Genomic DNA, 25874 nt, shown 5'->3' on the forward strand with positions numbered 1-25874 from the left:
GTTATCGTATGATATCATAAGGAGAAATGCTGCCATGTTAGAAGTGATGCGCTTAACTTCCGAGTACGAGGGATACTGTCGGGATGAATCCCGTTCGGTTGGGCAGGCGGAGAGTATTTCCTTTCCGGAAACGGAAGAAGAGGTACGTAGGATTTTAGAGCAGTTATACCCGCAAAAGGTTCCTGTTACAGTACAGGGTGGACGAACCGGCCTGGCCGGCGCGGCAGTGCCTCAGGGCGGGCACGTGATGAATTTGAGCAAGATGAACCGCTTCCTGGGACTGCGCCGGGAGGATGGACGGTATTATATGCGGGTGCAGCCGGGAGTCGTACTCTCTTTGCTGCGCAAAGCCATCGAGAACCGGAACATCGATACAAAGGGATGGGATTCGGAAAGCCAGCAGGCTTTCCTAACGTTTGCCCAGGATAAAGAATATTTCTTCCCCACCGATCCCACGGAAACGTCGGCCTGTATTGGCGGAATTGTCGCCTGCAACGCTTCCGGCGCGCGAAGTTTTCGGTATGGAGCGGCGAGAAATCATATTCAGGCGCTCCGGTTAGCCCTGTGCGACGGCAGTATGCTTTCTCTGCGGCGGGGAGAAGTATTTGCCGAGGGCCATCGTTTGGTATTGACGGCGGAGAATGGAAGGCAGATTTCCCTGGATCTCCCGACTTACCAGATGCCGGAGGCAAAAAATGCTTCTGGTTATTATGTAAAAGAGAATATGGACGCCATTGATTTATTTATCGGGTCCGATGGGACGTTGGGCGTGATTACAGAGATAGAATTGGAGCTTCTTCCTCTTCCGGCGTTCGTATGGGGCGTCAGCTGCTTCTTCCGGGAGGAAGCCCAGGCTTTAGATTTTACGGAACTTGTCCGCGAACAGATCTCCCAGGCGGCTGCTCTGGAATTTTTTGATGTGTCCGCCATTGAAATCCTGCGGAAACAAAAAGCAAAAAGCACGGCATTTTCCGCTCTTCCGGATGTGGAGCCGTGGGTGAATTGCTGCATCTTTGTGGAATTAAACGCTGACTGCGAGAAGGAGGCGCTGGACGCTCTCTACTGTTTAGGCGCTATTTTGGAGCAGGTGGGCGGAAGCGAAGCGCATACCTGGGTGGCCAGAACCGCGATAGACAAAGAGAAGCAGCAGTTTTTCCGCCACGCGGTGCCGGAGAGCACCAATATGCTGATTGACGAGCGCAAGAGAATCGATCCGGTGATCACGAAACTGGGCGCGGATATGTCGGTTCCGGACAAGTATCTAAAGGAAGTGGTCCATCTCTACCGGAGTACGCTGAAGGAATACGGCTTAGAAACAGCAATTTGGGGCCATATTGGCAACAACCATCTGCATGTCAATATACTGCCGAGAGATGGAGCCGATTACCGGAGAGGAAAAGAATTGTATGCCCATTGGGCAAAGACTATTACCGATATGGGCGGAGCCGTATCCGCAGAGCACGGCGTAGGAAAGCTGAAAAGAGATTTTCTGACCGTTATGTATGGAGAGAAACACATCCGTGAGATGGCTCGGATGAAGCGTCAGCTGGATCCGGATTTTATTTTTGGACGCGGCAATCTATTTGCAGCGGACGTCTTGGAGACGGAGGGTTAAGGGATGAATCTTGTCGTATGTATGAAAGCGGTACCTTCTACGAATACCGTGCGTTTGGATCCGGTGACCCATACCATCATCCGGGACGGACGCCAGGCTGTCGTGAATCCTTTTGACGCCTCCGCTTTGGAGGAAGCGGTACGCATCAAAGAGCAATTGGGCGGAACCGTGACTGCCTTAAGTATGGGAATTCCCGATACCGAACGTCTGTTACGGGACGCGCTTGGCCGCGGCGCGGATGAAGGGGTTCTTTTAAGCGATCGGGCCTTTGCCGGCGCGGACACCCTGGCGACTTCCTATGCCTTGGCTTGCGAGATTCGGCAGATGCCTCCGGTTTCGCTGATCCTTTGCGGAAAAATGGCGGTGGATGGGGATACGGCTCAGATTGGGCCGGAGCTGGCCGGAGCGCTGGGAATCCCCTGCATTACGGATGTATATCAGATTTTGGATATTTCAGAGACCCATGTCCGGGTAAGAAGAGGCGTAGACGGAGGACAGATGGTTGTGGAAACCTCGCTGCCTGCGCTGATTACCGTGGTAAAGGATATCTGTGATCCGAGAATGCCCTCGATTTCCGGGGTCCGCTTTGGGGAAAATGGGCCCGTAGCTGTGAAAACAGCCGCGCAGGTTCAGGCAGATCTTTCCCGTGTTGGACTGAACGGTTCGCCGACGCAGGTGGTAAAGACCTTTACGCCGGAGCGCACTACCGAAAGCATTCCTGTCCTTGGAACGCCGAAGGAGCAGGCCGGGAAATTAATGACCCTGATAAAGGAGATGTCGGTATGAGCGGATTAAAAATTGATCAGAGTACCTGTATCGGCTGCGGCAAATGTGTCCGCGCATGCAGTTCCCATGGATTGGAAGTGCGGGAAAAGAAAGCGTATGTTACGGATTCCTGTACGCTGTGCGGCATCTGTGTAGAAAGCTGTCCGGTTCAGGCGATCACCTTGGAAAGAGAATCGGCGGTATCGGAAGATCTTGTGAAGGAAAGTAAGGATATCTGGGTTTTTGCCCAGCAGAGCCAAAATGAGATTTTGCCGGTGGCCTTTGAACTGCTGGGAAAAGGGAGGGAGCTGGCCGACGCGAAAGGCTGCCGCCTGGTTGCGGTGCTTGGAGAAAAAGAGGAGCGCGGCAATGTAGACCGGCTGATTGCCGGCGGTGCCGACGCGGTGATTTTCTGTCAGGACGCCAGACTGGCGGAGCCCAATGCAGAGGTGTTTACATCCTGGATCTGCGGACTGATCCGTCAGTTTCGCCCAGAGATCTTTTTGTTCGGCGCGACCAGCTTTGGCCGTGAATTGGCTCCTGGAATCGCAGTGAGAATGCAGACCGGACTGACGGCGGACTGCACCGTGCTGGAGATGGATGCAGAAAGCGGGCTCCTGCGGCAGACACGTCCGGCTTTTGGCGGCAACCTGATGGCTACCATCATTTGCCCGAATCACCGTCCCCAGATGGCGACGGTCCGGGCAGGAATTTTGTCTCCTTTGACGCCGGATCCCAGTCGAAAGGGCGAGAGGATAGAAACATTTCTGGAAGCACAGGAAGAAACGCATATCAAAATTTTGGAAACCATTCCCCAATCCGACAGCGATTCCATTACGGACGCCCAGGTTTTGGTAGTGGTTGGCCGGGGTATCGGTTCTCAGAAAAATCTGCCGCTTATGAAGCGATTTGCCGAGTTGATCGGAGGAAAGCTTGGGTGCAGCCGGCCCTTGGTGGAAGCTGGCTGGTGCGAGTACAAGGCCCAGGTGGGTCAGACGGGTTCTTCTGTGGCGCCAAAGCTTTTGTTTAGCATCGGGGTATCCGGAGCAATCCAGCACCTGGCGGGCATTGGCGGCGCGGAGACGATTGTAGCCATCAATAGCGATCCCAGCGCGCCGATCTTCGGCGTCAGCCACTATTCGGTGGTGGGCGATTGTGTGGAGATTGTGAAGGAACTGGTGGAAGAGTTATCTTCCGAGTCCTAATGGGTAAAAAATACAGATGGCTTTTTGGGGGACGGCGATTGACAGCCGTCCTCCTTTTTTGATAGAATAGGCCATATTTTTAAGGAGGGATCAGTCGTGGATTTAGCTGACGAATATAGGAAAGCGGAACAAAAGCTGATTAGCAGCTGCGTATATTGCGGGAACTGCGTAAAACATTGCAAAATGATGGAAGAGTTCGAGCCCAAAGTAAATGGACGGGAGACTCAGAAAAGTATCGTTCGGTTCTTAAAGGAAGGCGCTCCCCTAAGCGGGGATGCAAAGCGGAAGTTGGACGCCTGTATGCGCTGTTACGGCTGTATGGATATCCGTTGTCCCATTGGCGTGGACTCCCTTACCATTAACGAACTGGTATGGATGAAACAATCGAAGCATGAGGGAACGGCTCACATCTATGAGGAGCATCACCGGATCATAGAAGAGACCCTTTCCGCCCAGGAGCAAAAGCGTGTCCGAGATAAAAAAATGGTACCTGGCGCTAAAATCGCCTTTTTTCCAGGCTGCAATGTTTATAAGACGCCGCAGTTGCTGCTCCATGCCCTTGATTTGATGGATTATATCGGAGAGGCGTATTCCTACCTGCCGGGAATCGAGTATTGCTGCGGCGGAGGCCAGTGGGGCATGACCCAGGATGTCGGCTGGATGGAAGAAAAAGGCCGTGCATTGGTACAGGCCGCTGTGGAAGCGGGATGTGATACTCTGGTGTGCTGGTGTCCGACCTGCTGCGTGTATCTTCAGGAGAGGATTGGTAAAATTACGGATATTCCGTTTTCTGTTATTCCGATGGCGTCTTACCTGGCTATGCACATGGAACGGTTTGAGACGCTAAAAGCAGATCAGGTGGAACATGTGGCGGTACATGAGCCCTGCAAAGCCGTTTACCGGGGAATTTCATTTGACGGATTCTTCCAATTGCTTTCTAATCTTTCCGGCGTTACGGTGGAAACCATGGCGCATCAGGGGAAAGAGACGCTGTGCTGCGGGTGCCGCGCCGTGGGTTCTCTGCCCGAACTGGGAGACGCTATGACAGAGAAGCGGTTGGAGGAGGCAAAGCAGGCGGGCGCCGACCGGTTAATCACTATTTGCCACTTTTGCCAATGTGTATTGGGGGACTATCATGCCAAACATCCGGACTGTGGGCCGGCAGTTGAAAATTACGCGGATTATTTGACGCGGCTGATAAAAGAGTAGAAGGGGAAAAGAAATTGTGGTATACTTGCGTGCAGGAAAGAAAGGAAATAACAGATGTATGAAATTGTGATTTGCCTTTTGGCAGGACTTGGCGCAGGACTGGGAACGGGATTTGCCGGAATGAGTGCGGCGGCGGTGATTGCGCCAATGCTGATTACTTTTTTGCATACGGAACCTTATATGGCGGTCGGAATCGCTCTTGCCAGCGATGTACTTGCCAGTGCGGTGAGTGCGATTACTTATAAGAAGAATAAAAATATCGACGTAAAAAATGGACTGGTCATGATGGTTTGCGTGTTGCTTTTTACGGTTGTCGGAAGTTTTGTGGCAAGCCTGCTTCCTCATTCTGTGATGGGGAATTTCAGCACCTGCATGACCATGCTGCTGGGCGTAAAGTTTATTGTAAAACCAGTGGTGGCAACCAAAGAAAGCATGGCGGGAGTCAGCAGGGAAAAGAGAATTGTCCAGTCCATTGTCTGCGGCACAATGGTAGGCTTTATTTGTGGCTTTGTTGGTGCGGGAGGCGGTATGATGATGCTGCTTCTGCTGACGTCGGTTATGGGATACGAACTGAAGACAGCGGTGGGAACCAGCGTGTTTATTATGGCTTTTACCGCCCTGACAGGATCAATTAGTCATTTTGCTATCGGTGGATTGCCGAATCTTCGCGATTTGTCTTTGTGCGTTGGCTTCACGCTGATTTTTGCACTGATCGCCGCCAAGATTGCCAATAAAGTGGATGCAAAGATTTTAAACCGTGTGGTAGGCGTGGTGCTTTTTGTATTGGGCGCGGCGATTTTAGTCGTTCATTGGCTGCCTTAAAGCGAAAAAACAAATTGCACCAAGAGCATATAACAGATGGTGCCGCCGGCAATGGACAGGAGCATTTGCCGTTTCCACAAGTGAAGCATGATAACAAGAGCAATGGACAGCATTTCCGGAAGGCCGTGGCTGCCGGTAAAAATGCTGACATTTCTTAAACAGTAAACGACCAGCAAACCAAAGATTGCGGAGGGTAAAAATTTTCCCAGGTATTGGATGTATTTCGGCGTGGGTTTGCTGGCGGGAAACAGGAAAAAGGGCAGAGAACGAGTTAAAATGGTGCCGAGAATCACCATACCTATGGTGATAAGCTGTTCGGATAATGTCATCGTACTTCCTCCCCCTTTTCCAGTGGATTTCTCAATAAAGTCAAGATGCAAAGGATCGCAAGCATGGCCGGGATAATGAAGTTGTCGGCCCCAAAGGCGATCAGGCAAAGAAGCGAAAGGCCGAGGCCGATAAGGGAGCCCCAGTGCCTTTTTTCTTTTAGCCATTGTTCCAAAAAGATCACGACAAACATAGCGGTCATAACAAAGTCCAGTCCTTCTGTATTGAAGTGAATCAAAGAGCCGAAGATACCTCCCAGCGTTGCGCCGAAAAACCAGTAGAAATGGTTGAGCAAGGTGACAAAAAACATGAACCATCCCCGGTCGACGTCCTCTGGAATATCTGTCGTATAATTAATGGAAAAGCTCTCGTCGCACATACCAAAAATCAGGTAAATTTTTTTCCAACCAGTGCCACGATATCGATCAAGCATGGAAATTCCATAAAATAAATGTCTTGCGTTCAGCATAAGCGTCATGGCCAGCGCCTGAAGCGGATTGAATGCTCCTAAAAGCAAATTCACAGCCACAAACTCCACAGAACCGGCAAAAATGGTCAGGCTCATCAGCATGGGATACCAGAACGAAAATCCGGACACATTCATATAAATGCCATAGGTCATGCCAAGAAACCAGAATCCGGCAAAGATAGGAATGGTATGCGGAAAAGCGCAGAGAAAAGCCTTTTTTATCATTGGTGATCGCTTGACGGGTGATTCCTCATTCATCATAAATCCTCCGTTTTGTATTTTGTCGCGCTTTAAGATTAGCATTGCTTTTGGATAGATGCAACAGTATAATTGTATATAGTACGATTTTACAAACGTCATCATCAAATCTTAAGGAAATTATCGAAATATTCATAGAAGTTTGTCTCGAAATTTTTTTCAAGCTGTGATATACTAAAATAGACTATGTGGCGAAGGAGCCGGGAAATGGTAAATGAAGAAAAAGTCAAATTAATGACGGAAACGGCGCTAGTACAAAAACGGGAAAAAAGAGAGACCTTTTTGGCCGTTTGTTTTTATGGCGACGACTACGTTAGTTTTCAAACCATTAAAGCTGTTATTGGGGTAACATTTTCGTATGTTTTGATACTGGCCCTCTGGGCGCTGGGCCGTTTGGATTCTTTGATGACGGACTATTCGATTCCAGCGCTGTTTGATTTGGCAAAGAATTTTCTTGTTCTATATCTGATGCTACTCCTCTTGACCGTGTTTTTAAGCGTGCTGGTATATACTTCTCGGTACTGGAAAGCACGGGAACATGTGAAATCTTATCAGGCAAATCTGAAAAAGCTGTATCGCCTGTACCGAAAAGAGGAGAAGGAGCGAAAGGAATAAGCGATGGATAAAGTTTTAGTAATCAGGCAGCGCCTGAAAGAGTTCTACAGCCGGTTTGATCTCTATATTCTGCCAATTTTAAAATTTGTGACCATGCTGGCTGTTTTGCTGACGATGAACAGCATGATTGGCTACCGGGAATTCTTGACGAAATGGATGATCGTTGTTCTGGTTCCTCTGGTCTGCTGTCTTTTGCCCTGGGGCGCGCTTCCGTTTGCGTCAGCTGTATTTTTATTGGGGCACCTGTCGGCTTTGTCCTGGGAGGCGGCGGTTTTGGCCTGTATTTTCCTGTTTTTGGCCGGTATGGTACATTACCTGTTTTTGCCGGGATATAGTCTGGTGATTGCCCTCATTCCATTATTTTTTGTGTTGAAGATTCCTTATGTGATTCCGCTGGTATTGGGACTTGTCGGCGGAGCGACTTCCTTCATTCCAGCCGGATTTGGGGTGTTCGCTTATTATTTCCTGGTTTGTATCCAGAAAAATGCGGGATTTTTGATGGATTCTACCGTCAGTGTGGATTCCTTGCAGCGGTTTACACAGGTGATGGCGGCTTTGAAGGATAACTCGCTGATGTTTCTGACAGCAGCGGCCTTCAGCGCGACGGTACTTCTTGTCTATGGGATTCGGAAGTTATCGGCGGACTACGCTCCGTATATCGCGCTGGCTGTGGGCGGCGTCGCCAATGTTTTGATTTTTTTGGCCGGCGGTTTTCTGTTAAATGTAGGCATTCCTTATGTCAATGTTTTTCTGGGAAATTTGGTATCTATCTTGATCGCTTTTTTGGCCCTGTTTTGGGTTGTGGCTGTGGACTACAGCCGGACGGAATATATCCAGTATGAGGACGACGAGTATGTCTATTTTGTGAAAGCCGTTCCGAAGATTACAGTGACTCCGCCGGATGTAAAGGTACAGGAAATCAATCCGAGAATAGAGGAGGACTCTAATCAGGAAATCCAGGAGGCGCTAGAGATGTTGGACTCCATGGAAAATGAAGAAGAATAAGATTTTGTGCGGCTTGGGAGACTTAAAATGGCGAGAATTACAGGCTTTTTGAACAAGCTTCAGTGGCTCCAAATAGAATTGACGGATATTCTGGAGATACTCATTATTGCATTTGTCCTGTATCACCTGTTGGTTTGGGTGAAAAATACCAGAACTTGGTTTTTGCTGCGGGGCGTGATTGTAATTATGGGTTTTTTCGGCGTGGCCGCATTTCTTCAGCTCAATACGATTCTCTATATCGCGCAAAAGTCCCTGAGCGTTATTGTACTGGCCGTTGTTGTTGTGTTCCAGCCGGAATTAAGACGGGCGTTGGAACAGCTTGGAAAAAATAATGTGTTGATTAATTTTTTCTCTCCGGTGGAGGATGAGAGCCAAGGATTTGATGAGAAGACGGTTGCAGAGCTGGTGAGAGCTTCTTTTGCATTGGGGAAGGCGCGTACCGGCGCCTTGATGGTGATCGCCCGTGAGATTCCTCTGACAGAATATGAAAAGACGGGGATTAATGTGGACGCCGTAGTTACCAGTCAGCTTTTGATCAATATTTTTGAACACAATACGCCGCTCCACGATGGCGCGGTCATTATTAAAGGGAATCGGGTGGTTTCCGCCACCTGTTATCTGCCGCTTTCCAGCAATCCCACGATCAGCAAAGATCTGGGAACCAGGCATCGGGCGGCTTTGGGGGTCAGTGAAAATACAGACAGCGTTACCATCGTTGTATCGGAAGAGAGCGGAAACGTATCCCTGGCGGTTGGCGGCGTGCTGAGGCTTCATTTGACGCCTGAACAACTGGAAGAAACATTAGATGAAATCCGGGAAAAGAAAGTGGCGACCGTGAAGCGTGGATGGATCTTGAAGAAAGGACGCCGGCAGAATGAAAGCAAAAAAGTGGATCACGAATAACTGGCATATTAAGTTGATTTCTGTCTTTTTCGCTGCTATTATCTGGGTCATTGTGATCAATGTGGATGATCCGATTCAGACGACAACAGTGGGAAATATCTCGATTGAAATCGTAAACGACGACTTATTTCGAGCCCAGGGTAAGACTTATACGGTTGTGGGTTCGCTAAAAATGTCTCTTCGGGTAACACAGCGGAGATCAGTGACAGCCCGACTTACAGGAGCTGATTTTAAGGCGGTGGCTGATTTTAAGGACATCTATCAAGAAGGCCAGGTACCAATTAAGGTTACCTGTCCAAGTGGAAAAGTATCTGCCAATGACTTTATACAGCTGACACAGAGCCTGGAGATCCAGGTGGAGGAGTTAAAGACAATTACCCAGGAAGTTACCGTTCAGACAAAGGGTGAACCGGCGGAAGGATATATGATCGGGGAAACCAGCGTATTTCCGAATGAAATTACGATCATGGCTCCGGCAAGCTATGCGGATAAAATAAGGAAAGCGGTGGTTATCGCGGATGTTTCCGGCGCTTCGGAGGAAGTTCGATGCAACTCTGCGATTCAGCTATTGGATGCTTATGGAGACGTCATGTCTACGGAGGAAATTGCAGAGGACGATTTTTCCATCAGCTCGGATACAGCGGATGCTCATGTGGAGATTTTGAATACAAAATCTGTTCCCATCAATGTTTCAGTGGGAGGCATTGACCAGGTAGCCAGTGGATATCGGTATACCGGATACGATGTGGATCCGGAAAAGGTGAATCTGTCCGGCCTGAAGTCTGTATTGGGCAAAGTGACGATTGAAATTCCAAGTGAGATTGCCAATGTGGCCGGCGCCAGCAGCGACGTTACGCTGACGATACCTTTAGGTCCATATCTGCCAGAGGGCGTGTCTTTCGTGGAAGGTGAGAAGGAAGAGATTACAGTCACATTAAAAGTGGAGCCCTTAAAGGAACAGGAATTCCAAATCCATGTATCCAGTCTGGAATTGGAGAATATAGAGGCAAATTTGACTACAGAATTTATCGGACAATATGTCACAATAAAAGTACGTGGGCTGGAAGAGGACTTGAAGAAGTTAGAAACAGAAAACTTGAGCGGCCGTATAAACTTAAAGGATATGGGCGCGGGAATTCATTCTCTTCCCGTTGAGGTAAGTCTTCCGGATGCTTTTGAGTTGGTGGAGACCCCTACGATAAATATCCGGCTGGTTGACCCGGCAGCGGCATCTACGGAAGAGACTTCGTCGGAAGATGGGCAGGATAATCAAGGCGGAAACAGACTGCCAGATGATGCGGCCTAGTCCAAAAAGGAAATAGGAGGATGTATGCGGCTATAAGCTGCAGATAAAAAATATGGTATCAGGAAAAGCGAAAATACAGACATCCATGGGTCTTCATCTAAGGCCTGCTGGCGCTTTGTGTAAACAGGCGACTCAATATCAATGTAAAATTGAACTGGTGACTGAGAGATCGAAAGCGAATGCAAAGAGCGTTCTTAGCGTGTTGGGCGCTTGTGTAAAGTCTGGAGAGGAAGTGGAGCTGGTCTGCGACGGTCCGGATGAACAAAAAGCGCTAAAAGAATTAGTGGATTTCATAAATGATCGATTAGGGGAGGACGCATTATGTTGAATTATCAGAGATATCGTAGGGTTCCGGTGGTCTCTTATCCGGAACGGAAGTGGCCGAACAAGGAGATTGAAAAGGCTCCCGTTTGGTGCAGCGTGGATTTGCGGGACGGAAACCAGGCTTTGATAGAACCGATGATTGTTTCCGAGAAGGTAGAGATGTTCCGTCTGTTGGTAAAGCTGGGATTTAAGGAAATTGAGGTGGGATTTCCGTCTGCCTCCCAGTTGGAATACGATTTTTTGCGTCAGTTGGTGGACCGGAAGCTGATACCGGACGATGTGACGATCCAGGTTCTTTCTCAGTGTCGGGAACATCTGATTGCGCGTACTTTTGAGGCTCTTCGCGGCGTTCCCCGTGCGATCGTACATATCTACAATTCAACTTCTACGTTGCAGCGGGATGTGGTTTTTGGAAAATCAAAAGAAGAGATCAAACAGATTGCCATAGAAGGAACCAAGATGGTGAAAGCACGGGCGAAAACTTTTCCGGGAGAAATCGTGTTGGAGTATTCTCCGGAAAGTTTTACCGGAACAGAACTGGATTATGCGTTGGAAGTATGCACCGCAGTTCAGGAAGTCTGGGAACCGACGGAGCAGAATAAGATTATTTTCAACCTTCCGGCAACCGTGGAGATGAATACGCCCAATGTCTATGCGGATCAGATTGAATGGATGAGCACCCATTTCAAGGACAGGGATAAAATTATCTTAAGCGTGCATCCTCATAATGATAGAGGAACCGGCGTGGCCGCGACAGAGCTGGCGCTTTTGGCCGGAGCGGACCGAGTAGAGGGAACGTTATTTGGCAATGGGGAGCGGACCGGAAATGTGGATATCCTAACGATTGCTTACAATATGTTTTCTCAGGGAATCAATCCAGAGTTGGATTTGGCAGATGTAAAAGAGATCATAGAAGTATATGAGCACTGCAGCAAGATGAAGGTGCATGAGCGCCATCCCTATGCCGGAAAGCTGGTATTTACCGCATTTTCTGGTTCCCATCAGGATGCGATTAACAAGGGAACAAAAGCGATGGCGGAGCGGCAAAATCCTTATTGGGAAGTGCCGTATTTGCCGATTGACCCCACCGATTTGGGACGGGTTTACGAGCCCATCGTGCGGATTAACAGCCAGTCTGGAAAGGGCGGAGTGGCTTACGTTATGGAAACCTGTTTTGGTTTCAAGATGCCAAAGGGAATGCAGCGGGAGTTTGCGGATGTGATCCAAACGTTAGCGGAAAAGCAGGGAGAAGTGGCTCCGGAGCAAATTTACCAGCATTTTGAGACGGAATATTTGGGTTTGTCGGAACCGTTTGAGCTGGTGCGCTATGAGGTGTCGGACATTGGTCAGGATACGAGAGCGCGTGTAATATTTAAATACGTGGGTCAGACCTTTGATGCGGAATGTATCGGTAACGGCCCCATTGACGCTGTGAAAGCGGCAATTTTGTCTCAGGTGAACCTGAGTGCGAAAGTGCTGGATTACGATGAGCACGCATTGACCCAAGGGTCGAAATCCAAAGCTGCCGCCTATATTCATATGGTAGATTTGGATACGGGGCGCACGACCTATGGCGTTGGCGTCAGCTCCAATATTACCAGGGCGTCGATCCGGGGTATCTTTAGCGCTCTAAATCGCCTTTTTTCTAAGGAGAGATCATGAAAGCTGTGATTCAGAGAGTAAGCCGGGCGTCGGTCCTTGTGGAGGATGAGACGATTGGCTCCATTGACAATGGCTTTTTAGTCTTGCTGGGAGTTGGCGAAGAGGATACGAAAGAGGATGTGGATCGTATTGTAAAGAAGATGGCTGGGCTTCGTATTTTCGCCGATTCGGAAGGGAAGACCAATTTATCTTTGAAGGATGTAAACGGCTCCCTGCTGGTGATTTCCCAATTTACTTTATATGCTGATTGCAGAAAGGGAAATCGGCCGAGTTTTGTCCATGCGGCAAAGCCGGAGATGGCGGAAGCTCTTTACGAATATTTTGTAGAGGTCTGCCGCAGCTATGTTCCGAAGGTGGAGACCGGTTCATTTGGCGCGCATATGAGAGTGGAGCTTGTGAACGACGGTCCTTTTACCGTTCTATTGGAGTGATTTATGACAAGAGAAGAATTCATCGAAACGTTGGAAATCAGCCTGCAAGGCCAAGTGCCGCCAGAGGTAGCGGCTTCCAACCTCCGCTATTATCGAAGCTATATATCAGAGGAAACGGCAAAGGGCCGTTCGGAAGAGGAGATTCTGGATATGCTGGGTGATCCTCGCTTGATCGCGCGGACAATCGTGGACGCGGCGACAGCCCAGGGAGGACAGCGCGGAGCAAACAGCCGTGGAGAGAACTGGGGACAGCAGGAGCAGACGGGAACTTGGACATCGAATAAAAATTTTTTATCCGGTTCTTGGAAATGGGTCCTGATTTTGGTTCTTGTGGTGATTTTTGTGATTACCCTCGTTTCCGGAATGATTTCTTTATTGATTCGCATTGCCTTATCACCGGTATTTTGGGCGCTGGTTTTGATTTGTGTTTGCGGCCGTATCTTCTTTCATCGCAGATAAATGGCAGTGAATAATTTTGCCTCCGTTTGGGATAATAAAAACGTAACCCAACAAAGGATTTCAGGAGGTAGAAAAATGGATAACAAAGAGAGAAACAAATCCGAGAATAGAAGTCAGAACCGTAACGAGCAGAACCGCTCTCAGAACTGCGATAACCGCAGCCAGAACCGCAACGAGCAGAACCGCTCTCAGAACTGCGATAACCGTAGCTCTAACCGCAACGAGCAGAACCGTTCTCAGAACCGCAGCGAGAATCGCAGCTCCAACCGCAATGAGCAGAACCGCAGCCAGAATAGCCGCAACGAGTTCGATTTCTAAATGTATTTCTGAATAAGGCGAATTCCTTTGATGGCGGCTTAGGATTAAGAAAAAAATAGAAGTTGCTGGAAGACGCCCGTCAAAAGCCTGGGAGAAAAGCAAATGTTTTTCTTCCAGGTTTTTTGTACCCTTGCGATTCCATGAGGCATATATTGTTTTATAGCAAGAATGGGAGGTTCCCATGGTTAATACCGTATCGGTTCGCGACCTGCGGAGAATGACCTTCCACCGGCGCCGTAGGCTGCTGGACTTGCGTGACCCGGAGGATTTTGCCGCCGGACACTATCCGGGAGCGGAAAATTACCCTTATGGGAACATGGAGACCTGGAAACAGCGGCTTCCAAGAGGAACAGAGTATATTTTACTTTGTGAGCATGGAAGCACAGCGCTACGAGCAACTGCCGAACTGGAACGACTTGGATATCAAGCAGCCGCGGTAGTGGGAGGCTATTCATATTTGAAACTTTGAATCGACAGGAACCGGTTGACAGGAGCCGGTTCCTGTTTTAGTATTAAAAGATAAAGCGAGTTTCCAGTAAGGAGAAAGTATTTGGAATACGAATGGATTGCCCCTTGCCATTTTGGGTTAGAGGCTGTGTGTAAAAAAGAAATATTGGATTTAGGGTATGAAATTGTCCAGGTGGAAGATGGCCGCGTGACGTTCCGGGGAGGACCGGAGGCAGCTTGCCGAGCGAATCTTTTTCTGCGGACGGCAGAACGGGTCTTGTTGAAAGTTGGGGCATTCCGAGCGATAACCTTTGACGAACTGTTTGAAAAGACAAAGGCACTGCCCTGGGAGGAGTGGATTCCCAGGGACGGAAAGTTTTGGGTGGCTAAGGCAACTTCCATCAAGAGTACGCTTTTTAGCGCCTCAGACATTCAGTCCATTATGAAAAAAGCAATTGTAGATCGAATGAAGACGCATTATCATGTTACCTGGTTTTCGGAAACCGGCGCCAGCTATCCGCTGCGGGCATTTTTCCTGAAAGACGTGGTGACAATCGGAATCGACACAACGGGAGATTCCCTCCATAAACGTGGTTATCGGAAGCTGGTGAGCAAAGCGCCGATTACAGAGACATTGGCGGCGGCGTTGATTTTGCTGACGCCATGGAAAGGAGATCGGATTTTTGTGGATCCATTCTGCGGCAGCGGTACTTTTCCTATTGAAGCTGCCATGATGGCGGCTCATATAGCGCCGGGCATGAATCGCAGTTTTTTGGCCGAAGGCTGGGACAACCTGCTGTCGAAAAAAATGTGGTATGAGGCGGCGGATGAGGCGGCTAGTCTGGTCATCGAGCCGGAAGAGACCGATATCCAGGGATATGATATCGATGGAGATATGGTAAAAGCCGCGCGGGAGAATGCCAGAGAGGCGGGAGTGGATCACCTGATCCATTTTCAACAGCGTCCGGTTCAAGCACTGAGCCATCCGAAGAAATACGGATTTCTCTTTATGAATCCGCCTTATGGAGAGCGGTTGGAAGAAAAGGCGGCGCTTCCGGAATTGTACCGGGAAATTGGCGAGCGGCTTGCGGCGCTTCCTTCCTGGTCCGCCTATATGATTACATCCTATGAAGATGCGGAAAAGTATGTGGGCCGGAAAGCGGATAAAAACCGAAAAATTTATAATGGTATGATGAAATCTTATTTTTACCAGTTTTTAGGGCCGAAACCGCCAAGGAGGAAATATGAAGAATAAAATCATTTTTGCCACCGGAAATGAAGGCAAGATGCGGGAAGTGCGGGAAATTCTTGCAGATCTTGGATTGGAGATTTTGTCCATGAAAGAGGCGGGAGTTTCTCTTGATATTGTAGAAGACGGAGACTCCTTTGCCGCCAATGCGAAAATTAAAGCGAGGGCAGTGCAGAAAGAGACGGGAGCTTTGGTACTGGCGGACGATTCGGGTCTTGTCGTGGACTATCTAAACGGAGAACCGGGTGTTTATTCCGCCAGATATATGGGAGAAGATACTTCCTATGAGATTAAAAATCAGGCGATTATCGAACGTTTGAAAGGAGTAACAGGTGAGGCGCGGAGCGCTCGCTTTGTTTGTGCCATCGCCGCAGTTTTTCCAGATGGAAGCGAAGCGGCGGCGGAAGGGACCATTGAAGGCGTGATTGCGGAAGCTCCCAGCGGCCAAGGCGGTTTTGGATACGATCCGATCTTTTACTTGCCGGAGCGCGGTCTCACTACCGCAGATCTTTCCGCTGAAGAAAAGAATGCCATCAGCCACCGGGGAAACGCGCTGCGAAAGATAAAGCCGTTGATCCGAACATGGCTGGGAGGGCAGGAGGAATGAAGGTATTAGTCGTCAGCGATACCCATCGATATCTGAACCACTTTGTGACCGTCCTGGAACGAGTCAGCCCAGTGGATCGGGTCTTGCATCTGGGCGACGTGGAGGGGGAAGAGGATGTGATCCGCAGTCTCTGCGAAAATGTGCCGGTGGAGTTTGTAGCGGGAAACAATGATTTCTTTTCTCACGAAGAACGGGAAAAGGAGATTGTATTGGAGAATTACCGCATTTTGATGACCCACGGTCATATGTACGGCGTATCTACCGGCTTAAGTCGGTTAGCTGCGGAAGGCGAGGCAAGAGGAGCGCAGGTGGTGCTTTATGGACATACACACCGGCCGTTGATCGATCACCGGGGCGCGTTAACCTTGATGAATCCAGGCAGCCTGTCTTACCCACGTCAGCCAGGAAGGAAGCCGTCCTTTGGAATTTTGGAAATTGATGCAAAGGGAGAAATTCATTTTACCATAAATTTTTTAGATTAAATACTTGACAGATTTCGGCCCTTGTAATATAATAACTCTTGCGTCTGTAACGAATGTACGGGGCTCGGACGGGGTGTGGCTCAGCTTGGCTAGAGCGCCTGGTTTGGGACCAGGAGGTCGCAGGTTCGAATCCTGTCACCCCGATTCGGCAGTATGCGGGTGTAGTTCAATGGTAGAACACCAGCCTTCCAAGCTGGACACGTGGGTTCGATTCCCATCACCCGCTTCCTGTGAAAGCAGGAGGATGTTGCGTCTGACTATAGACCTGACATGGTGGGCGTGGCACAGTTGGTTAGCGCGCCAGATTGTGGCTCTGGAGGTCGTGGGTTCGAGTCCCACCCCCCACCCTATTGGGCTATCGCCAAGCGGTAAGGCACAGGACTTTGACTCCTGCATGCGTTGGTTCGAATCCAACTAGCCCAGCTCGGCGGTAGACGCAGGGGCGATTAGCTCAGTCGGTAGAGCACTTGACTTTTAATCAAGTTGTCGGGGGTTCGAATCCCCCATCGCTCATAGTAAAACCCACGTAGAAACGTGGGATTTTTTGTTTTATAGGAAAGATAAGCGACAAGACTTCCCGGTTGGGGAGTCTATTCCAAAGGGGAAAACAAAAGAGATGAATCAGAAAAATCCATCAGCAGGCCACTTAGCTGCCAGCCTGACCATTTTGATTTGGGGGACCACCTTTATTGCGACAAAGCTGTTGTTAGTGGATTTTCAGCCGGTGGAGATCTTGTTTTTTCGATTTTTCATTGGGATTGCAGCGTTGTTTTTGGCCTGTCCCCGCCGATTAAAGCTGACAGATCGGCGTCAGGAGTGGCTGTTTGCCGGAGCGGGGATTTGCGGAGTGACGCTGTACTATCTTTTGGAAAATATTGCTCTTACCTATACGATGGCTTCCAATGTGGGAGTGGTATTGTCTGTATCCCCATTTTTTGCAGCAATTTTAACTCATTGGATTTTAAGGGAAGAAAAACTGCGTTGGAACTTTTTTCTGGGCTTTCTTGCCGCGATTGCTGGAATTGTGCTGATCAGCTGGAATGGGAGCGCAGCGTTCCAATTAAACCCCTTGGGAGATCTTCTGGCCTTTGCGGCAGCTTTTGTTTGGGGCGTTTATTCCATACTGACGAGGAAGATCAGCAGTCTGGGATATCCCACGGTGCTGACGACCAGGCGTACCTTTTTTTATGGTCTAGTTTTTATGATACCCGCCCTCTTTTTGATGGATTTTCGGTTGGAGCTTGTTCGTTTTACCCAGCCGGGAAATTTATTTAATATATTATTTCTTGGCCTTGGGGCGTCCGCGCTCTGTTTTGTCACTTGGAACTATGCCGTCCGCAGCTTAGGGGTTTTAAAAACGAGCGTTTACATTTACGGGGTACCGGTTATTACGGTGATCACTTCCGCCCTGATTTTGCACGAGACGATTACTCCTATGGCGATTCTGGGAACAGTATTAACGCTTTCGGGGCTGATCATCTCGGAGGCAAAATGGGGAAAAGAAAGAGCGCGGAAGGAATAGGAACCTAGCTACTAGTTTCATCCGAGCGTTCATCCTGAGCGGGTTTTGTTTTTTCTGAGATATTAAAGGCAGCTTGCGATTCATCGGCTGTCTTTTTTATTTGGATTCCAAGTATTTTGGCCAGATTATTGACTGCCTTTCCCATATAGAGAAAGATGGCTGAGTGCATAAAAATGCAGGGAGTGACTCCGAGGGAGGACAGATCGACCCGGTCAAAACAAAATGCCATTCCGATAAATACCAAGCCGATGATACCAGCCTTGGCGATTCCATTGAAAAGAAATTTGAGGTCAAAGTTTAATTTGTTGATTCCAACTTTATAGTAAAGTCCAAGCAGGATATTCATTCCTATGCTGACAAGCAGAACCGGAAGATAATGTAAAATATCTTTCATATTTCCTCGCGATAAGCAGTCTTTCTATATGTTATTCCCCGTGTAGGATTCCGTTCCCTGTAAAACAGGCGAATACCTGACAGCACTATTATTTTGAAAAAATGAAATCTTTGCGAAATCGAAAGGTGCTACCTTTACACAGATTTTACAATCCTATGTTATGGTGAAGGTAACAAATAGAAAAGAGGAAAAAGGAGAGACTGAGAAGATGACAGTTTCTGATATCGGCATGCTTTTTCAATTCGTCGGCGGATTGGGCATGTTTCTTTATGGAATGAACACGATGGCGGAAGGACTCCAGCAGTCCGCTGGGGGAAAAATGAAAAAATGGCTGGAGATTTTAACAAATAACCGTTTGATGGGAGTGATAGCAGGAGCGCTGATTACAGCGGTGATTCAAAGTTCTTCCGCCACGACAGTGATGGTAGTCGGCTTTGTCAATGCCGGTTTGCTGAGTTTGAATCAGGCGGTTGGCGTGATTATGGGAGCCAATATTGGAACAACCGTGACCAGTTGGCTGGTATCCATGAGCGAGTGGGGCAGCATCCTGAAACCGGAATTTTTTGCTCCCCTTTTAATCGGGGCCGGAGCTTTGATGCAGATGTTTAGCAAAAAGTCTGGGAGAAAGCGAGTAGGAGAAATTCTGCTGGGATTTGGGATATTGTTTGTGGGACTCAGTTTCATGTCGGGAGCCATCGAGCCGTACCGGAATGCGCCCGTCTTTGCGTCGGCGTTTGCTTTGCTTGGGAAAAATCCGATTTTGGGAATTTTAACGGGCGCTGCGGTGACGGCGGTGATTCAAAGTTCTTCCGCCTCCGTCGGTATTTTACAGACCCTGGCAAAAAACGGTGTGGTAACCTGGAATTCAGCGATTTACATTACGCTGGGGCAAAATATTGGAACTTGTGTGACGGCTCTTTTAGCCAGCGCTGGCGGACATAAGACGGCAAAGAGGGCGGCCGTTATCCATCTGCTGTTTAATGTGATTGGCGCAGTGATTTTTGGTGCAGGCAGCTTTTTACTGCTGGTTCTTTTTCCGAAGTGGGGAATTCAGCCCGTCAACAGCGTAGGGATTTCTGTGTTCCATACGGTATTTAATGTTACCAATACACTGCTTCTTTTCCCTTTTGCGGGAAAGCTTGTAAAGCTGTCGGAGAAACTTCTACCGGAGGAAGTCGGCGGAGAAAACGATCCGATTCAAGGCGTGCGCCAGCGTTTGGCGGAGTATCGCTCGGATACGCCGGCCTTTGCCTTGGAGGCTGCGACTTATGAAGTGGCAGCCATGGGAAACGTGTGTCTGAAAAATGTGCGAACGGCGATGGACGCCCTAAAAAATAGGGACGAGGATGCAGTCCGACAGGTATTGAAACGGGAGGATGAGATCGATCAGTTGGAAACCCTTTTGACAGAATACATGGTGAAGCTAAATCATCTGCCGTTAAATGAAGCACAGTCTATGCAGCTAAGGAATCTGATTTATACGATCAACGATTTGGAACGTATGGGGGATCATGCAGAAAATCTGGCGGAATTGGCGCAGACTCGCATTCAAAACGACCTGGAATTTTCTCCTATGGCGCTGGAAGAACTCTCCGGGATGGGCGCCTGTGTAACGGAAGCGGTGGAATGTGCAATTTCGTCCCGCACACATTTACGCATCTGTGATGTAAAGCGAGTGGAGGAGTTGGAGAAGACAGTAGATGCTAAGGAGAAGAAATTTCGTGGGGAGCATATCGACCGTTTAGCCTGCGGCGATTGCCAGGCTCATGCGGGCGTTATTTTCCTGGACGCGATCAGTAATCTGGAAAGAATCTGCGACCATGCGGAAAATATTGCCGGGTATGTGGCGGCGGAGCAACTGTAATATTTCCTAAATAAGAAAGCCGCAGGCGGTAGGAAGGTCCGCTGCGGCTTTGTGTTTTTGGATAGGAAATTTTTTGCGTTCTTTTTCGGAAAGGTGAGGAGGAATTCCGTTGGCATTGTGGATTTTGCATCCACGTACTATATCATATGGTATCTTCCGAAAATGGTGCGCGTTTGGGGAAAGATTATTCCACCTCTGCCAGAATCAGGCCCTCCGGGGTCAAACGGTATTGTCTGGTGCACACTTCCCTCAAAAATTTTCTGTCATGGGAAACGCTGATGATCGCTCCGGAATAAGAACGGAGCATATCTCGGATCACTGGATTGGAGAGCGGGGAAAAATTCCGGGTCGGCTCGTCCAAAAGCAGCACAGGGCAGCCGGACAGCGAGAGGGAAAGCAGGAGAATTTTGGCTTTTTGCCCTCCCGATAACTCGCGTATCGGATGACTGCATTCTTCCTTTGTATATTTTAGGCTTCCCAGATACGTACAAATACGACTGATCTCTTCTTTGGTTCCTGTATGAGAAAGGGCCTCTACCGGCGTTTGCTCCATATTAAGAACGTCCTCGTAATTTTGCGGCATATAAGCGGCAAAGAGGTCGGAGCGGTTGGAAAAAGAGGCGGCTACTTGCTTTAACAGGGACGACTTTCCAACTCCATTTTCACCGAAAATGCCGATTTTTTCTGGACCAATAACAGAAAGGCGAATGTTCTGGGCCAGAATTTTTTCACCAACTTTCAATACAGGGAGCTGAAAATCCAATACTTGTTTTCCCGCTGGTATTTGTATCTGATCGGAAAAGCGAAAGAAAATAGCTTCCTCAAAATCTGGCCGTTTGGTAAGGCTATCCTTCTCCTTTTCAAAGCGGCGTTCCATGGATTTGACTGAGTGCATCTTTTTCTTTAGGATTGCCGCGCCAAAGGGGTCTTGGCGTGAGATCGCGTTTTGCTGATGCGCTACCTTTTGTTCCATCCGGTGAAGCCGCGTTTGTTTCTTTTCAAATTCGCTCTGTTCCTTTTTGGCTGCCTGTTCCTGCCGCTCCATCTGACGAGTTCTTTGTTCAACATACGCTAGGTAAGACGTACGGGCGATGGTATGTCGGGGAACTGACTTTTTTCGCACGAGTTCCAAATGGATAATCACGTTTGCCGTGCGTTCCAGCAGCGTTTCATCGTGGGAGATAAAGAGGACTGGCTGAGGACAAGTAGAAATAAACTGTTCCAGCCATTCCAATGTATCCATGTCCATGTCGTTGGAGGGCTCATCCAGAAGCAGGATATCCGGGGCATCCAAAAGTAAGCGGGCAAATTGGAGTTTGGTGCGTTCGCCCCCGGACAAGGTCCCGATTTTTTGTTCAGAAAAAAATAAATCCAAAGGGAAGTGAAGTCTCGAGGCCAGGGCGGAAAGCTCCTTTGGCGTCTGGTCATAAAAGGAGGGAAGGGAAGAAATCCAATCAAAGACAGAACGTTTTTTGTCTTCTTCCTCCCATTCTTGCTTTAGATATCCGATCGGTTTCTCGTTTCGGAGAATTTCGCCGCTATATTCCACGTAGCGTTCGGCGTCAGGGTCTTTTGCAATCAGTTTTAGCAGTGTGGATTTTCCGTTGCCTTCCTCACCGATGACAGCCGCCTTGTCGCCGGGGCGCAGCACAAAGGAAAAATCGGAGAGGAGCGGGCGCAAGTCTTTTTTATGGGTGATGGTTAAGTTCTTTATTTGTAACATAAAAAGCCTCCTTTTGCGTCTTTCGGTTTGACTGCCCGCCGAAAACTAGCGATACAAAAAGAGACTTGACCTTTGTATATCAAGACAACATGTATCACAGCTTATGTTTCGGAATACAGAAAAAAAATCTGCCGGGCAGACTGGTAAAAATATTCTGTCGTTCACGAATCATCGCTTACTGAAACATGTTATCCCCTTTCTTTCTTTGCTAGGGGAATTATAGCATGGAAGAACAACCTTGTCAATTTGCAAAAAAGTTGTACGAATATCCCCCAGGGGGGCTTGTGAAGAATTTCTCAATTTGCTACAATGAGTGTCGTAATGAGGCGGATATCGGGGGCCTTGTTCATGAGCAATGAAAAGCTAGTATAAAATGGGGGATGAGACGATGCAAAAGAATATAAGGAGGGCGTTGGGAGCGGCTGTTGCCGCCGCGCTATTTGTGGCTGGCTGTGGCAGCCAGGCGCCGGAAACACAGACCGCTTCCGGTACGCAAGCAGGTACGGCTGCTCGGACAGAGATGCCGAGTGCGGGGACTTCGGCGGAAGGATCTGATGTGAGCATAACGGAAGCGGGCGGCTCGGTTGTCGTGACGATGCCGCCTACCTCAGAACCGGAGGCGGGATTTGACCCGGCCTATGGCTGGGGCGCCGGAGAGCATGTTCATGAACCGTTGATCCAGAGCACTCTGACGGTGACGACGAAGGATTTAAAGATTGGGAAGGATTTAGCCACGGACTATCAGATGAGCGAAGATGGGCTGACCTGGGTGGTTCAAATACGGGACGATGTGAAGTTTACCGACGGGGAGGCTTTGACGGCGTCGGATGTGGCGTTTACCTATAACAAAGTAAAAGAAAAAAGTACGGTTAATGATTTTACCATGTTGAAGGAAGCGGTTGCGGTGGATGATACTACCGTGGAATTCCACATGGAAAAGCCGTACTCCATCTGGCCCTATACGATGGCGATTGTGGGAATTGTGCCGGAGCATGCTTATGATAAAAGTTATGGCCAGCGCCCCATTGGCTCTGGCCGTTACATCATGAAACAGTGGGATAAGGGCCAGCAGGTGATCTTCGAGGCGAATCCCGATTACTATGGAGAGCAGCCGAAGATGAAGAAGGTAACGGTTTTGTTTATGGAGGAGGAAGCGGCCCTGGCAGCTGCCCAGGCGGGGCAGGTAGACGTGGCCCATACGGCGGCATCCTATTCCGATTTGACTTTGGACGGTTATTATCTCTTTTCGGCAGCCAGCGTGGACAATCGGGGATTTAATTTGCCATCTATAAAGAAAGCGGAAAAAGACGGACTTACGATAGGAAATGATTTCACTTCCGATATAGCGGTTCGCCGGGCGATCAATATTGGCTTGAATCGGGAAGAGATGATTCAAAATGTGTTAAACGGCCATGGGACGCCGGCCTATAGCATCTGCGATAAGATGCCGTGGTATAATCCGGATTCCGAGGTTTCTTATGATCCGCAGGCAGCGGTGAAGATTTTGGAGGAAGCAGGATGGAGCCTTGGCTCGGATGGGATTCGGGAAAAAGACGGCGTGCGTGCGGAAATGACGCTGATGTTCAGCAATGGGGATTCTGTCCGTCAGGCATTGGCCGAGGATACGGCCAATCAGCTGAAGGAGCTGGGCATCTCGGTGAAAACGGAAGGCGTCGGCTGGGATGTGGCCTATGACCGGGCGCAGAGCGAGCCTTTGGTTTGGGGATGGGGCGCTCATACGCCAATGGAGCTTTATAACATTTATCATACGAAGGCGCAGACTGGCTTGGCGGAATACTCTCCTTATAGCAATGAGGCGGTAGATCGGTATATGGATCAGGCGTTGGAGACCGAGCTTTCCGATTCCTATGAGCTTTGGCAGAAAGCGCAGTGGGACGGGACCGCCGGCGTCACCCAGGAAGGCGACGTTCCATGGGTTTGGCTCTGCAATGTGGATCATCTGTACTTTGTGCGGGACGGTCTTGCGGTAGCGGATCAGAAGATTCACCCTCATGGCCATGGCTGGTCGATCGTTAACAATGTCGATGAATGGGAATGGAAATAAACAATCTTGAAGAATGTAAAATTGGTAGGAAAAAAATTACTTCGGATGCTCTCATTACTGATAGCAGTCAGTTTGGTTGCTTTTGGACTGGTTACGCTGTCGCCCATTGATCCGCTGCAGGCCAATGTAGGCCAGGCAGCGTTGGGGGCGATGAGCGAAGAGCAGAAGGAAAAGCTGGAATCCTATTGGGGGGTGGATACACCCCCTTTGGAGCGGTATTGGAACTGGGCCAGAGATTTTGTGCGGGGAGATATGGGAGTTTCACTTTTGTACCGTCAGAGCGTTTCGGACGTGATTGGGGTCAAACTAATGAACTCCCTCTTTTTGCTGTTGTTTGCCTGGTTGATTTCGGGAGCACTGGGATTGACGCTTGGCATTGTGGCGGGGGTAAACCGAGGACGATGGCCGGATCGAGTGGTAAAAGCGTATTCCTTAACGATCGCCAGCACGCCGGCTTTTTGGCTGGCCTTGCTGCTCTTAATGATTTTTGCCGTTTGGCTGAATCTATTGCCTGTGGGACTGAGCGTGCCCATTGGAATGGAAGCGGAGAGCGTCACTTTTCTCGATCGTCTTCGCCATGCCATTTTGCCTGCGGCGACCCTTAGTATTACGGGCATTGCCAATATTGCGCTGCACACCAGGCAGAAAGTCATTGATGTGATGGAAAGCGAATATGTGCTATTTGCCCGCGCCCGCGGCGAGAGTACCGGGCAGATTATCCGCCGTCATTGTCTTCGAAATATTTTGCTGCCTGCCATGACGCTGCAGTTCGCTTCGATCAGCGAGATTATCGGGGGCTCTGTGTTGGTAGAACAAGTCTTTTCTTACCCCGGATTGGGGCAGGCGGCTGTGGCGGCGGGAACCGGCAGAGACGTGCCGCTTCTTCTTGGAATCACGATGATCACAGCGTTGATTGTTTTTATAGGGAACTTCCTTGCCGATATCCTGTACGGCGTAGTAGATCCAAGAATCCGGCGAGGGGGTGAGCGGGAATGAAAGCGCGGGTAAAGATCAATCAAAGAACAAAAACGCTGATTCTTATCGGGCTTGCCATTTTCTATCTGGCCGGCGTGGCGATTTGGGGAATCAGCGGCAGGGACGCTGCGTTGACTACGGATTTTTCCAGGAAAAATCTGACGCCTTGTCTTTCTTATTTGTTTGGAACGGACTGGCTAGGGCGGGATATGCTGGCCCGTACCATAACGGGGCTGTCCATTAGTATTGTGATCGGCGTCTGTGCGGCAGGAGTCAGCGCGGTCATTGCCGGGCTTTTGGGGGTGGCGGCAGCGACAATGGGAAAACGGGTAGACGCTGCCATTACCTGGCTGATTGACCTGATCATGGGAATTCCCCATATTTTACTGCTAATTTTGATTTCTTATGCCGCTGGAAAAGGACTTGTCGGCGTAATATTGGGCGTTTCTTTGACCCATTGGACTTCTCTGGCTCGGATTATCCGGGCGGAGGTTCTGCAATTAAAGGAGAGCGTATACATCCGCACCACAAGGAAGCTGGGGCACAGCAACTGGGAAATTGCAAAGAAGCATATGCTCCCCCATCTCCTGCCACAATTTTTAGTAGGGCTGGTGCTGCTGTTTCCCCATGCAATTCTCCATGAAGCCAGCATTACGTTTCTCGGCTTTGGACTGTCCACGGAACAGCCCGCCATTGGCGTGATTTTATCGGAGAGTATGAAATACTTGGTTACGGGAAAATGGTGGTTGGCATTGTTCCCTGGGGCGATGCTGGTGTTAACCGTGATGCTCTTTGATCTCCTGGGAGAATGCCTTCGGAAATTGACGGATCCGGGCAGCGCGCATCGTTAGGG

Annotated in this window: 27 protein-coding genes and 5 tRNA genes; 28 read left to right on the forward strand and 4 right to left on the reverse strand. The window is 49.2% G+C overall.

Annotation, left to right across the window (positions count from 1 at the left end):
- Positions 1 to 34 precede the first annotated feature (34 nt).
- The 5 genes from ACCC71_RS02795 (at position 35) to ACCC71_RS02815 (ending at position 5616) form a co-directional block, all read left to right on the forward strand.
- Positions 35 to 1615: an FAD-binding oxidoreductase gene (locus ACCC71_RS02795; RefSeq protein WP_434310917.1), complete on the forward strand. Its 1581-nt coding sequence runs from the start codon at positions 35 to 37 to the stop codon at positions 1613 to 1615.
- A 3-nt stretch (positions 1616 to 1618) separates the two neighbouring features.
- The gene (locus ACCC71_RS02800) at positions 1619 to 2401 is read left to right on the forward strand and encodes an electron transfer flavoprotein subunit beta/FixA family protein (protein ID WP_434310918.1); all 783 of its coding nucleotides are present in this window, start codon (positions 1619 to 1621) and stop codon (positions 2399 to 2401) included.
- A complete protein-coding gene (locus ACCC71_RS02805) occupies positions 2398 to 3585 on the forward strand; it encodes an FAD-binding protein (RefSeq protein WP_434310919.1) in 1188 nt (395 codons plus the stop codon). The genes ACCC71_RS02800 and ACCC71_RS02805 overlap by 4 nt, the downstream gene beginning before the upstream one ends.
- Positions 3586 to 3681: 96 nt before the next feature.
- Positions 3682 to 4794, forward strand: a complete 1113-nt coding sequence (locus ACCC71_RS02810; RefSeq protein ID WP_434310920.1) for a (Fe-S)-binding protein — start codon at positions 3682 to 3684, stop codon at positions 4792 to 4794.
- 54 nt (positions 4795 to 4848) lie between these two features.
- A complete protein-coding gene (locus tag ACCC71_RS02815) occupies positions 4849 to 5616 on the forward strand; it encodes a sulfite exporter TauE/SafE family protein (RefSeq protein WP_434310921.1) in 768 nt (255 codons plus the stop codon).
- Here the strand turns inward: ACCC71_RS02815 and ACCC71_RS02820 are convergent.
- On the reverse strand, positions 5613 to 5945 hold the full coding sequence (locus ACCC71_RS02820) for a branched-chain amino acid transporter permease (RefSeq protein ID WP_434310922.1): 333 nt from the start codon (positions 5943 to 5945) through the stop codon (positions 5613 to 5615). The genes ACCC71_RS02815 and ACCC71_RS02820 overlap by 4 nt on opposite strands.
- Positions 5942 to 6673 (reverse strand): azaleucine resistance protein AzlC, encoded by a 732-nt coding sequence (azlC, locus tag ACCC71_RS02825; RefSeq protein WP_434310923.1) that lies wholly within the window; start codon positions 6671 to 6673, stop codon positions 5942 to 5944. Before azlC ends, ACCC71_RS02820 begins: the two co-directional genes overlap by 4 nt.
- A 204-nt stretch (positions 6674 to 6877) precedes the next feature.
- On the opposite strand from azlC, the gene ACCC71_RS02830 reads away from it, so the two are divergent.
- From ACCC71_RS02830 to ACCC71_RS02920, 19 genes are all read left to right on the forward strand, one after another.
- A complete protein-coding gene (locus ACCC71_RS02830) occupies positions 6878 to 7285 on the forward strand; it encodes a hypothetical protein (RefSeq protein WP_434310924.1) in 408 nt (135 codons plus the stop codon).
- A 3-nt stretch (positions 7286 to 7288) separates the two neighbouring features.
- Entirely contained in the window at positions 7289 to 8290 is a 1002-nt protein-coding gene (locus ACCC71_RS02835; RefSeq protein ID WP_434310925.1) for an ABC transporter permease, read from the forward strand.
- Between the two features lie 27 nt (positions 8291 to 8317).
- Positions 8318 to 9193 (forward strand): diadenylate cyclase CdaA, encoded by an 876-nt coding sequence (cdaA, locus tag ACCC71_RS02840; RefSeq protein WP_434310926.1) that lies wholly within the window; start codon positions 8318 to 8320, stop codon positions 9191 to 9193.
- The gene (locus tag ACCC71_RS02845; protein ID WP_434310927.1) at positions 9165 to 10499 is read left to right on the forward strand and encodes a CdaR family protein; all 1335 of its coding nucleotides are present in this window, start codon (positions 9165 to 9167) and stop codon (positions 10497 to 10499) included. The genes cdaA and ACCC71_RS02845 overlap by 29 nt, the downstream gene beginning before the upstream one ends.
- A 52-nt stretch (positions 10500 to 10551) precedes the next feature.
- A complete protein-coding gene (locus ACCC71_RS02850; protein ID WP_434310928.1) occupies positions 10552 to 10827 on the forward strand; it encodes an HPr family phosphocarrier protein in 276 nt (91 codons plus the stop codon).
- A complete protein-coding gene (leuA, locus tag ACCC71_RS02855) occupies positions 10821 to 12485 on the forward strand; it encodes a 2-isopropylmalate synthase (RefSeq protein WP_434310929.1) in 1665 nt (554 codons plus the stop codon). Before ACCC71_RS02850 ends, leuA begins: the two co-directional genes overlap by 7 nt.
- A complete protein-coding gene (gene dtd / locus ACCC71_RS02860; protein WP_434310930.1) occupies positions 12482 to 12916 on the forward strand; it encodes a D-aminoacyl-tRNA deacylase in 435 nt (144 codons plus the stop codon). The genes leuA and dtd overlap by 4 nt, the downstream gene beginning before the upstream one ends.
- A gap of 3 nt (positions 12917 to 12919) precedes the next feature.
- A complete protein-coding gene (locus ACCC71_RS02865; protein WP_434310931.1) occupies positions 12920 to 13375 on the forward strand; it encodes a DUF1700 domain-containing protein in 456 nt (151 codons plus the stop codon).
- A 75-nt stretch (positions 13376 to 13450) separates the two neighbouring features.
- On the forward strand, positions 13451 to 13693 hold the full coding sequence (locus ACCC71_RS02870) for a hypothetical protein (protein ID WP_434310932.1): 243 nt from the start codon (positions 13451 to 13453) through the stop codon (positions 13691 to 13693).
- Between the two features lie 181 nt (positions 13694 to 13874).
- On the forward strand, positions 13875 to 14162 hold the full coding sequence (locus tag ACCC71_RS02875) for a rhodanese-like domain-containing protein (RefSeq protein WP_434310933.1): 288 nt from the start codon (positions 13875 to 13877) through the stop codon (positions 14160 to 14162).
- A gap of 81 nt (positions 14163 to 14243) precedes the next feature.
- On the forward strand, positions 14244 to 15395 hold the full coding sequence (locus tag ACCC71_RS02880) for a THUMP domain-containing class I SAM-dependent RNA methyltransferase (RefSeq protein WP_434310934.1): 1152 nt from the start codon (positions 14244 to 14246) through the stop codon (positions 15393 to 15395).
- Entirely contained in the window at positions 15385 to 15996 is a 612-nt protein-coding gene (locus tag ACCC71_RS02885) for an XTP/dITP diphosphatase (protein ID WP_434310935.1), read from the forward strand. Before ACCC71_RS02880 ends, ACCC71_RS02885 begins: the two co-directional genes overlap by 11 nt.
- On the forward strand, positions 15993 to 16478 hold the full coding sequence (locus ACCC71_RS02890; protein WP_434310936.1) for a metallophosphoesterase: 486 nt from the start codon (positions 15993 to 15995) through the stop codon (positions 16476 to 16478). Before ACCC71_RS02885 ends, ACCC71_RS02890 begins: the two co-directional genes overlap by 4 nt.
- Positions 16479 to 16547: 69 nt before the next feature.
- A tRNA-Pro gene (locus tag ACCC71_RS02895) sits at positions 16548 to 16622 on the forward strand.
- A gap of 11 nt (positions 16623 to 16633) precedes the next feature.
- A tRNA-Gly gene (locus tag ACCC71_RS02900) sits at positions 16634 to 16704 on the forward strand.
- Positions 16705 to 16750: 46 nt separating this feature from the next.
- Positions 16751 to 16826, forward strand: a tRNA-His gene (locus ACCC71_RS02905).
- A gap of 3 nt (positions 16827 to 16829) precedes the next feature.
- A tRNA-Gln gene (locus ACCC71_RS02910) sits at positions 16830 to 16901 on the forward strand.
- Positions 16902 to 16918: 17 nt separating this feature from the next.
- Positions 16919 to 16991, forward strand: a tRNA-Lys gene (locus ACCC71_RS02915).
- Positions 16992 to 17094: 103 nt separating this feature from the next.
- On the forward strand, positions 17095 to 18000 hold the full coding sequence (locus ACCC71_RS02920; RefSeq protein WP_434310937.1) for a DMT family transporter: 906 nt from the start codon (positions 17095 to 17097) through the stop codon (positions 17998 to 18000).
- A gap of 4 nt (positions 18001 to 18004) precedes the next feature.
- Here the strand turns inward: ACCC71_RS02920 and ACCC71_RS02925 are convergent, their stop codons facing one another.
- Entirely contained in the window at positions 18005 to 18394 is a 390-nt protein-coding gene (locus ACCC71_RS02925) for a hypothetical protein (protein WP_434310938.1), read from the reverse strand.
- A 208-nt stretch (positions 18395 to 18602) separates the two neighbouring features.
- On the opposite strand from ACCC71_RS02925, the gene ACCC71_RS02930 reads away from it, so the two are divergent.
- Positions 18603 to 20258 carry a Na/Pi cotransporter family protein gene (locus tag ACCC71_RS02930; protein ID WP_434310939.1) on the forward strand — a complete coding sequence of 552 codons (1656 nt, stop codon included), beginning with the start codon at positions 18603 to 18605 and terminating at the stop codon, positions 20256 to 20258.
- A 184-nt stretch (positions 20259 to 20442) separates the two neighbouring features.
- On the opposite strand, the gene ACCC71_RS02935 is transcribed toward ACCC71_RS02930, so the two are convergent.
- Positions 20443 to 21981 carry an ATP-binding cassette domain-containing protein gene (locus tag ACCC71_RS02935; RefSeq protein WP_434310940.1) on the reverse strand — a complete coding sequence of 513 codons (1539 nt, stop codon included), beginning with the start codon at positions 21979 to 21981 and terminating at the stop codon, positions 20443 to 20445.
- Between the two features lie 388 nt (positions 21982 to 22369).
- Here ACCC71_RS02935 and ACCC71_RS02940 point away from each other — a divergent pair, with 388 nt between their 5' ends.
- From ACCC71_RS02940 to ACCC71_RS02950, 3 genes are read left to right on the forward strand one after another with little or no spacing between them, the layout of a single operon-like run.
- Positions 22370 to 24046, forward strand: a complete 1677-nt coding sequence (locus ACCC71_RS02940) for an ABC transporter substrate-binding protein (RefSeq protein ID WP_434310941.1) — start codon at positions 22370 to 22372, stop codon at positions 24044 to 24046.
- 45 nt (positions 24047 to 24091) lie between these two features.
- Positions 24092 to 25042, forward strand: coding sequence for an ABC transporter permease (locus ACCC71_RS02945; RefSeq protein WP_434310942.1), 951 nt, complete (start codon positions 24092 to 24094; stop codon positions 25040 to 25042).
- On the forward strand, positions 25039 to 25872 hold the full coding sequence (locus ACCC71_RS02950; protein ID WP_434310943.1) for an ABC transporter permease: 834 nt from the start codon (positions 25039 to 25041) through the stop codon (positions 25870 to 25872). The genes ACCC71_RS02945 and ACCC71_RS02950 overlap by 4 nt, the downstream gene beginning before the upstream one ends.
- Positions 25873 to 25874: the final 2 nt, after the last annotated feature.

The organism is Hominifimenecus sp. rT4P-3 (assembly GCF_051055405.1).
Taxonomy (GTDB): Bacteria; Bacillota; Clostridia; order Lachnospirales; family Lachnospiraceae; genus Pseudolachnospira.

Excerpts from the sequence above, each read along its gene's own strand:
- ACCC71_RS02795 (WP_434310917.1), top strand. The coding sequence starts at position 35 with ATGTTAGAAGTGATGCGCTTAACTTCCGAGTACGAGGGATACTGTCGG.
- ACCC71_RS02800 (WP_434310918.1), top strand. The coding sequence starts at position 1,619 with ATGAATCTTGTCGTATGTATGAAAGCGGTACCTTCTACGAATACCGTG.
- ACCC71_RS02805 (WP_434310919.1), top strand. The coding sequence starts at position 2,398 with ATGAGCGGATTAAAAATTGATCAGAGTACCTGTATCGGCTGCGGCAAA.
- ACCC71_RS02815 (WP_434310921.1), top strand. The coding sequence starts at position 4,849 with ATGTATGAAATTGTGATTTGCCTTTTGGCAGGACTTGGCGCAGGACTG.
- ACCC71_RS02820 (WP_434310922.1), bottom strand. The coding sequence starts at position 5,945 with ATGACATTATCCGAACAGCTTATCACCATAGGTATGGTGATTCTCGGC.
- azlC (WP_434310923.1), bottom strand. The coding sequence starts at position 6,673 with ATGATGAATGAGGAATCACCCGTCAAGCGATCACCAATGATAAAAAAG.
- ACCC71_RS02830 (WP_434310924.1), top strand. The coding sequence starts at position 6,878 with ATGGTAAATGAAGAAAAAGTCAAATTAATGACGGAAACGGCGCTAGTA.
- ACCC71_RS02835 (WP_434310925.1), top strand. The coding sequence starts at position 7,289 with ATGGATAAAGTTTTAGTAATCAGGCAGCGCCTGAAAGAGTTCTACAGC.
- cdaA (WP_434310926.1), top strand. The coding sequence starts at position 8,318 with ATGGCGAGAATTACAGGCTTTTTGAACAAGCTTCAGTGGCTCCAAATA.
- ACCC71_RS02845 (WP_434310927.1), top strand. The coding sequence starts at position 9,165 with ATGAAAGCAAAAAAGTGGATCACGAATAACTGGCATATTAAGTTGATT.
- ACCC71_RS02850 (WP_434310928.1), top strand. The coding sequence starts at position 10,552 with ATGGTATCAGGAAAAGCGAAAATACAGACATCCATGGGTCTTCATCTA.
- leuA (WP_434310929.1), top strand. The coding sequence starts at position 10,821 with ATGTTGAATTATCAGAGATATCGTAGGGTTCCGGTGGTCTCTTATCCG.
- dtd (WP_434310930.1), top strand. The coding sequence starts at position 12,482 with ATGAAAGCTGTGATTCAGAGAGTAAGCCGGGCGTCGGTCCTTGTGGAG.
- ACCC71_RS02865 (WP_434310931.1), top strand. The coding sequence starts at position 12,920 with ATGACAAGAGAAGAATTCATCGAAACGTTGGAAATCAGCCTGCAAGGC.
- ACCC71_RS02870 (WP_434310932.1), top strand. The coding sequence starts at position 13,451 with ATGGATAACAAAGAGAGAAACAAATCCGAGAATAGAAGTCAGAACCGT.
- ACCC71_RS02875 (WP_434310933.1), top strand. The coding sequence starts at position 13,875 with ATGGTTAATACCGTATCGGTTCGCGACCTGCGGAGAATGACCTTCCAC.
- ACCC71_RS02885 (WP_434310935.1), top strand. The coding sequence starts at position 15,385 with ATGAAGAATAAAATCATTTTTGCCACCGGAAATGAAGGCAAGATGCGG.
- ACCC71_RS02890 (WP_434310936.1), top strand. The coding sequence starts at position 15,993 with ATGAAGGTATTAGTCGTCAGCGATACCCATCGATATCTGAACCACTTT.
- ACCC71_RS02920 (WP_434310937.1), top strand. The coding sequence starts at position 17,095 with ATGAATCAGAAAAATCCATCAGCAGGCCACTTAGCTGCCAGCCTGACC.
- ACCC71_RS02925 (WP_434310938.1), bottom strand. The coding sequence starts at position 18,394 with ATGAAAGATATTTTACATTATCTTCCGGTTCTGCTTGTCAGCATAGGA.
- ACCC71_RS02930 (WP_434310939.1), top strand. The coding sequence starts at position 18,603 with ATGACAGTTTCTGATATCGGCATGCTTTTTCAATTCGTCGGCGGATTG.
- ACCC71_RS02935 (WP_434310940.1), bottom strand. The coding sequence starts at position 21,981 with ATGTTACAAATAAAGAACTTAACCATCACCCATAAAAAAGACTTGCGC.
- ACCC71_RS02940 (WP_434310941.1), top strand. The coding sequence starts at position 22,370 with ATGCAAAAGAATATAAGGAGGGCGTTGGGAGCGGCTGTTGCCGCCGCG.
- ACCC71_RS02945 (WP_434310942.1), top strand. The coding sequence starts at position 24,092 with ATGCTCTCATTACTGATAGCAGTCAGTTTGGTTGCTTTTGGACTGGTT.
- ACCC71_RS02950 (WP_434310943.1), top strand. The coding sequence starts at position 25,039 with ATGAAAGCGCGGGTAAAGATCAATCAAAGAACAAAAACGCTGATTCTT.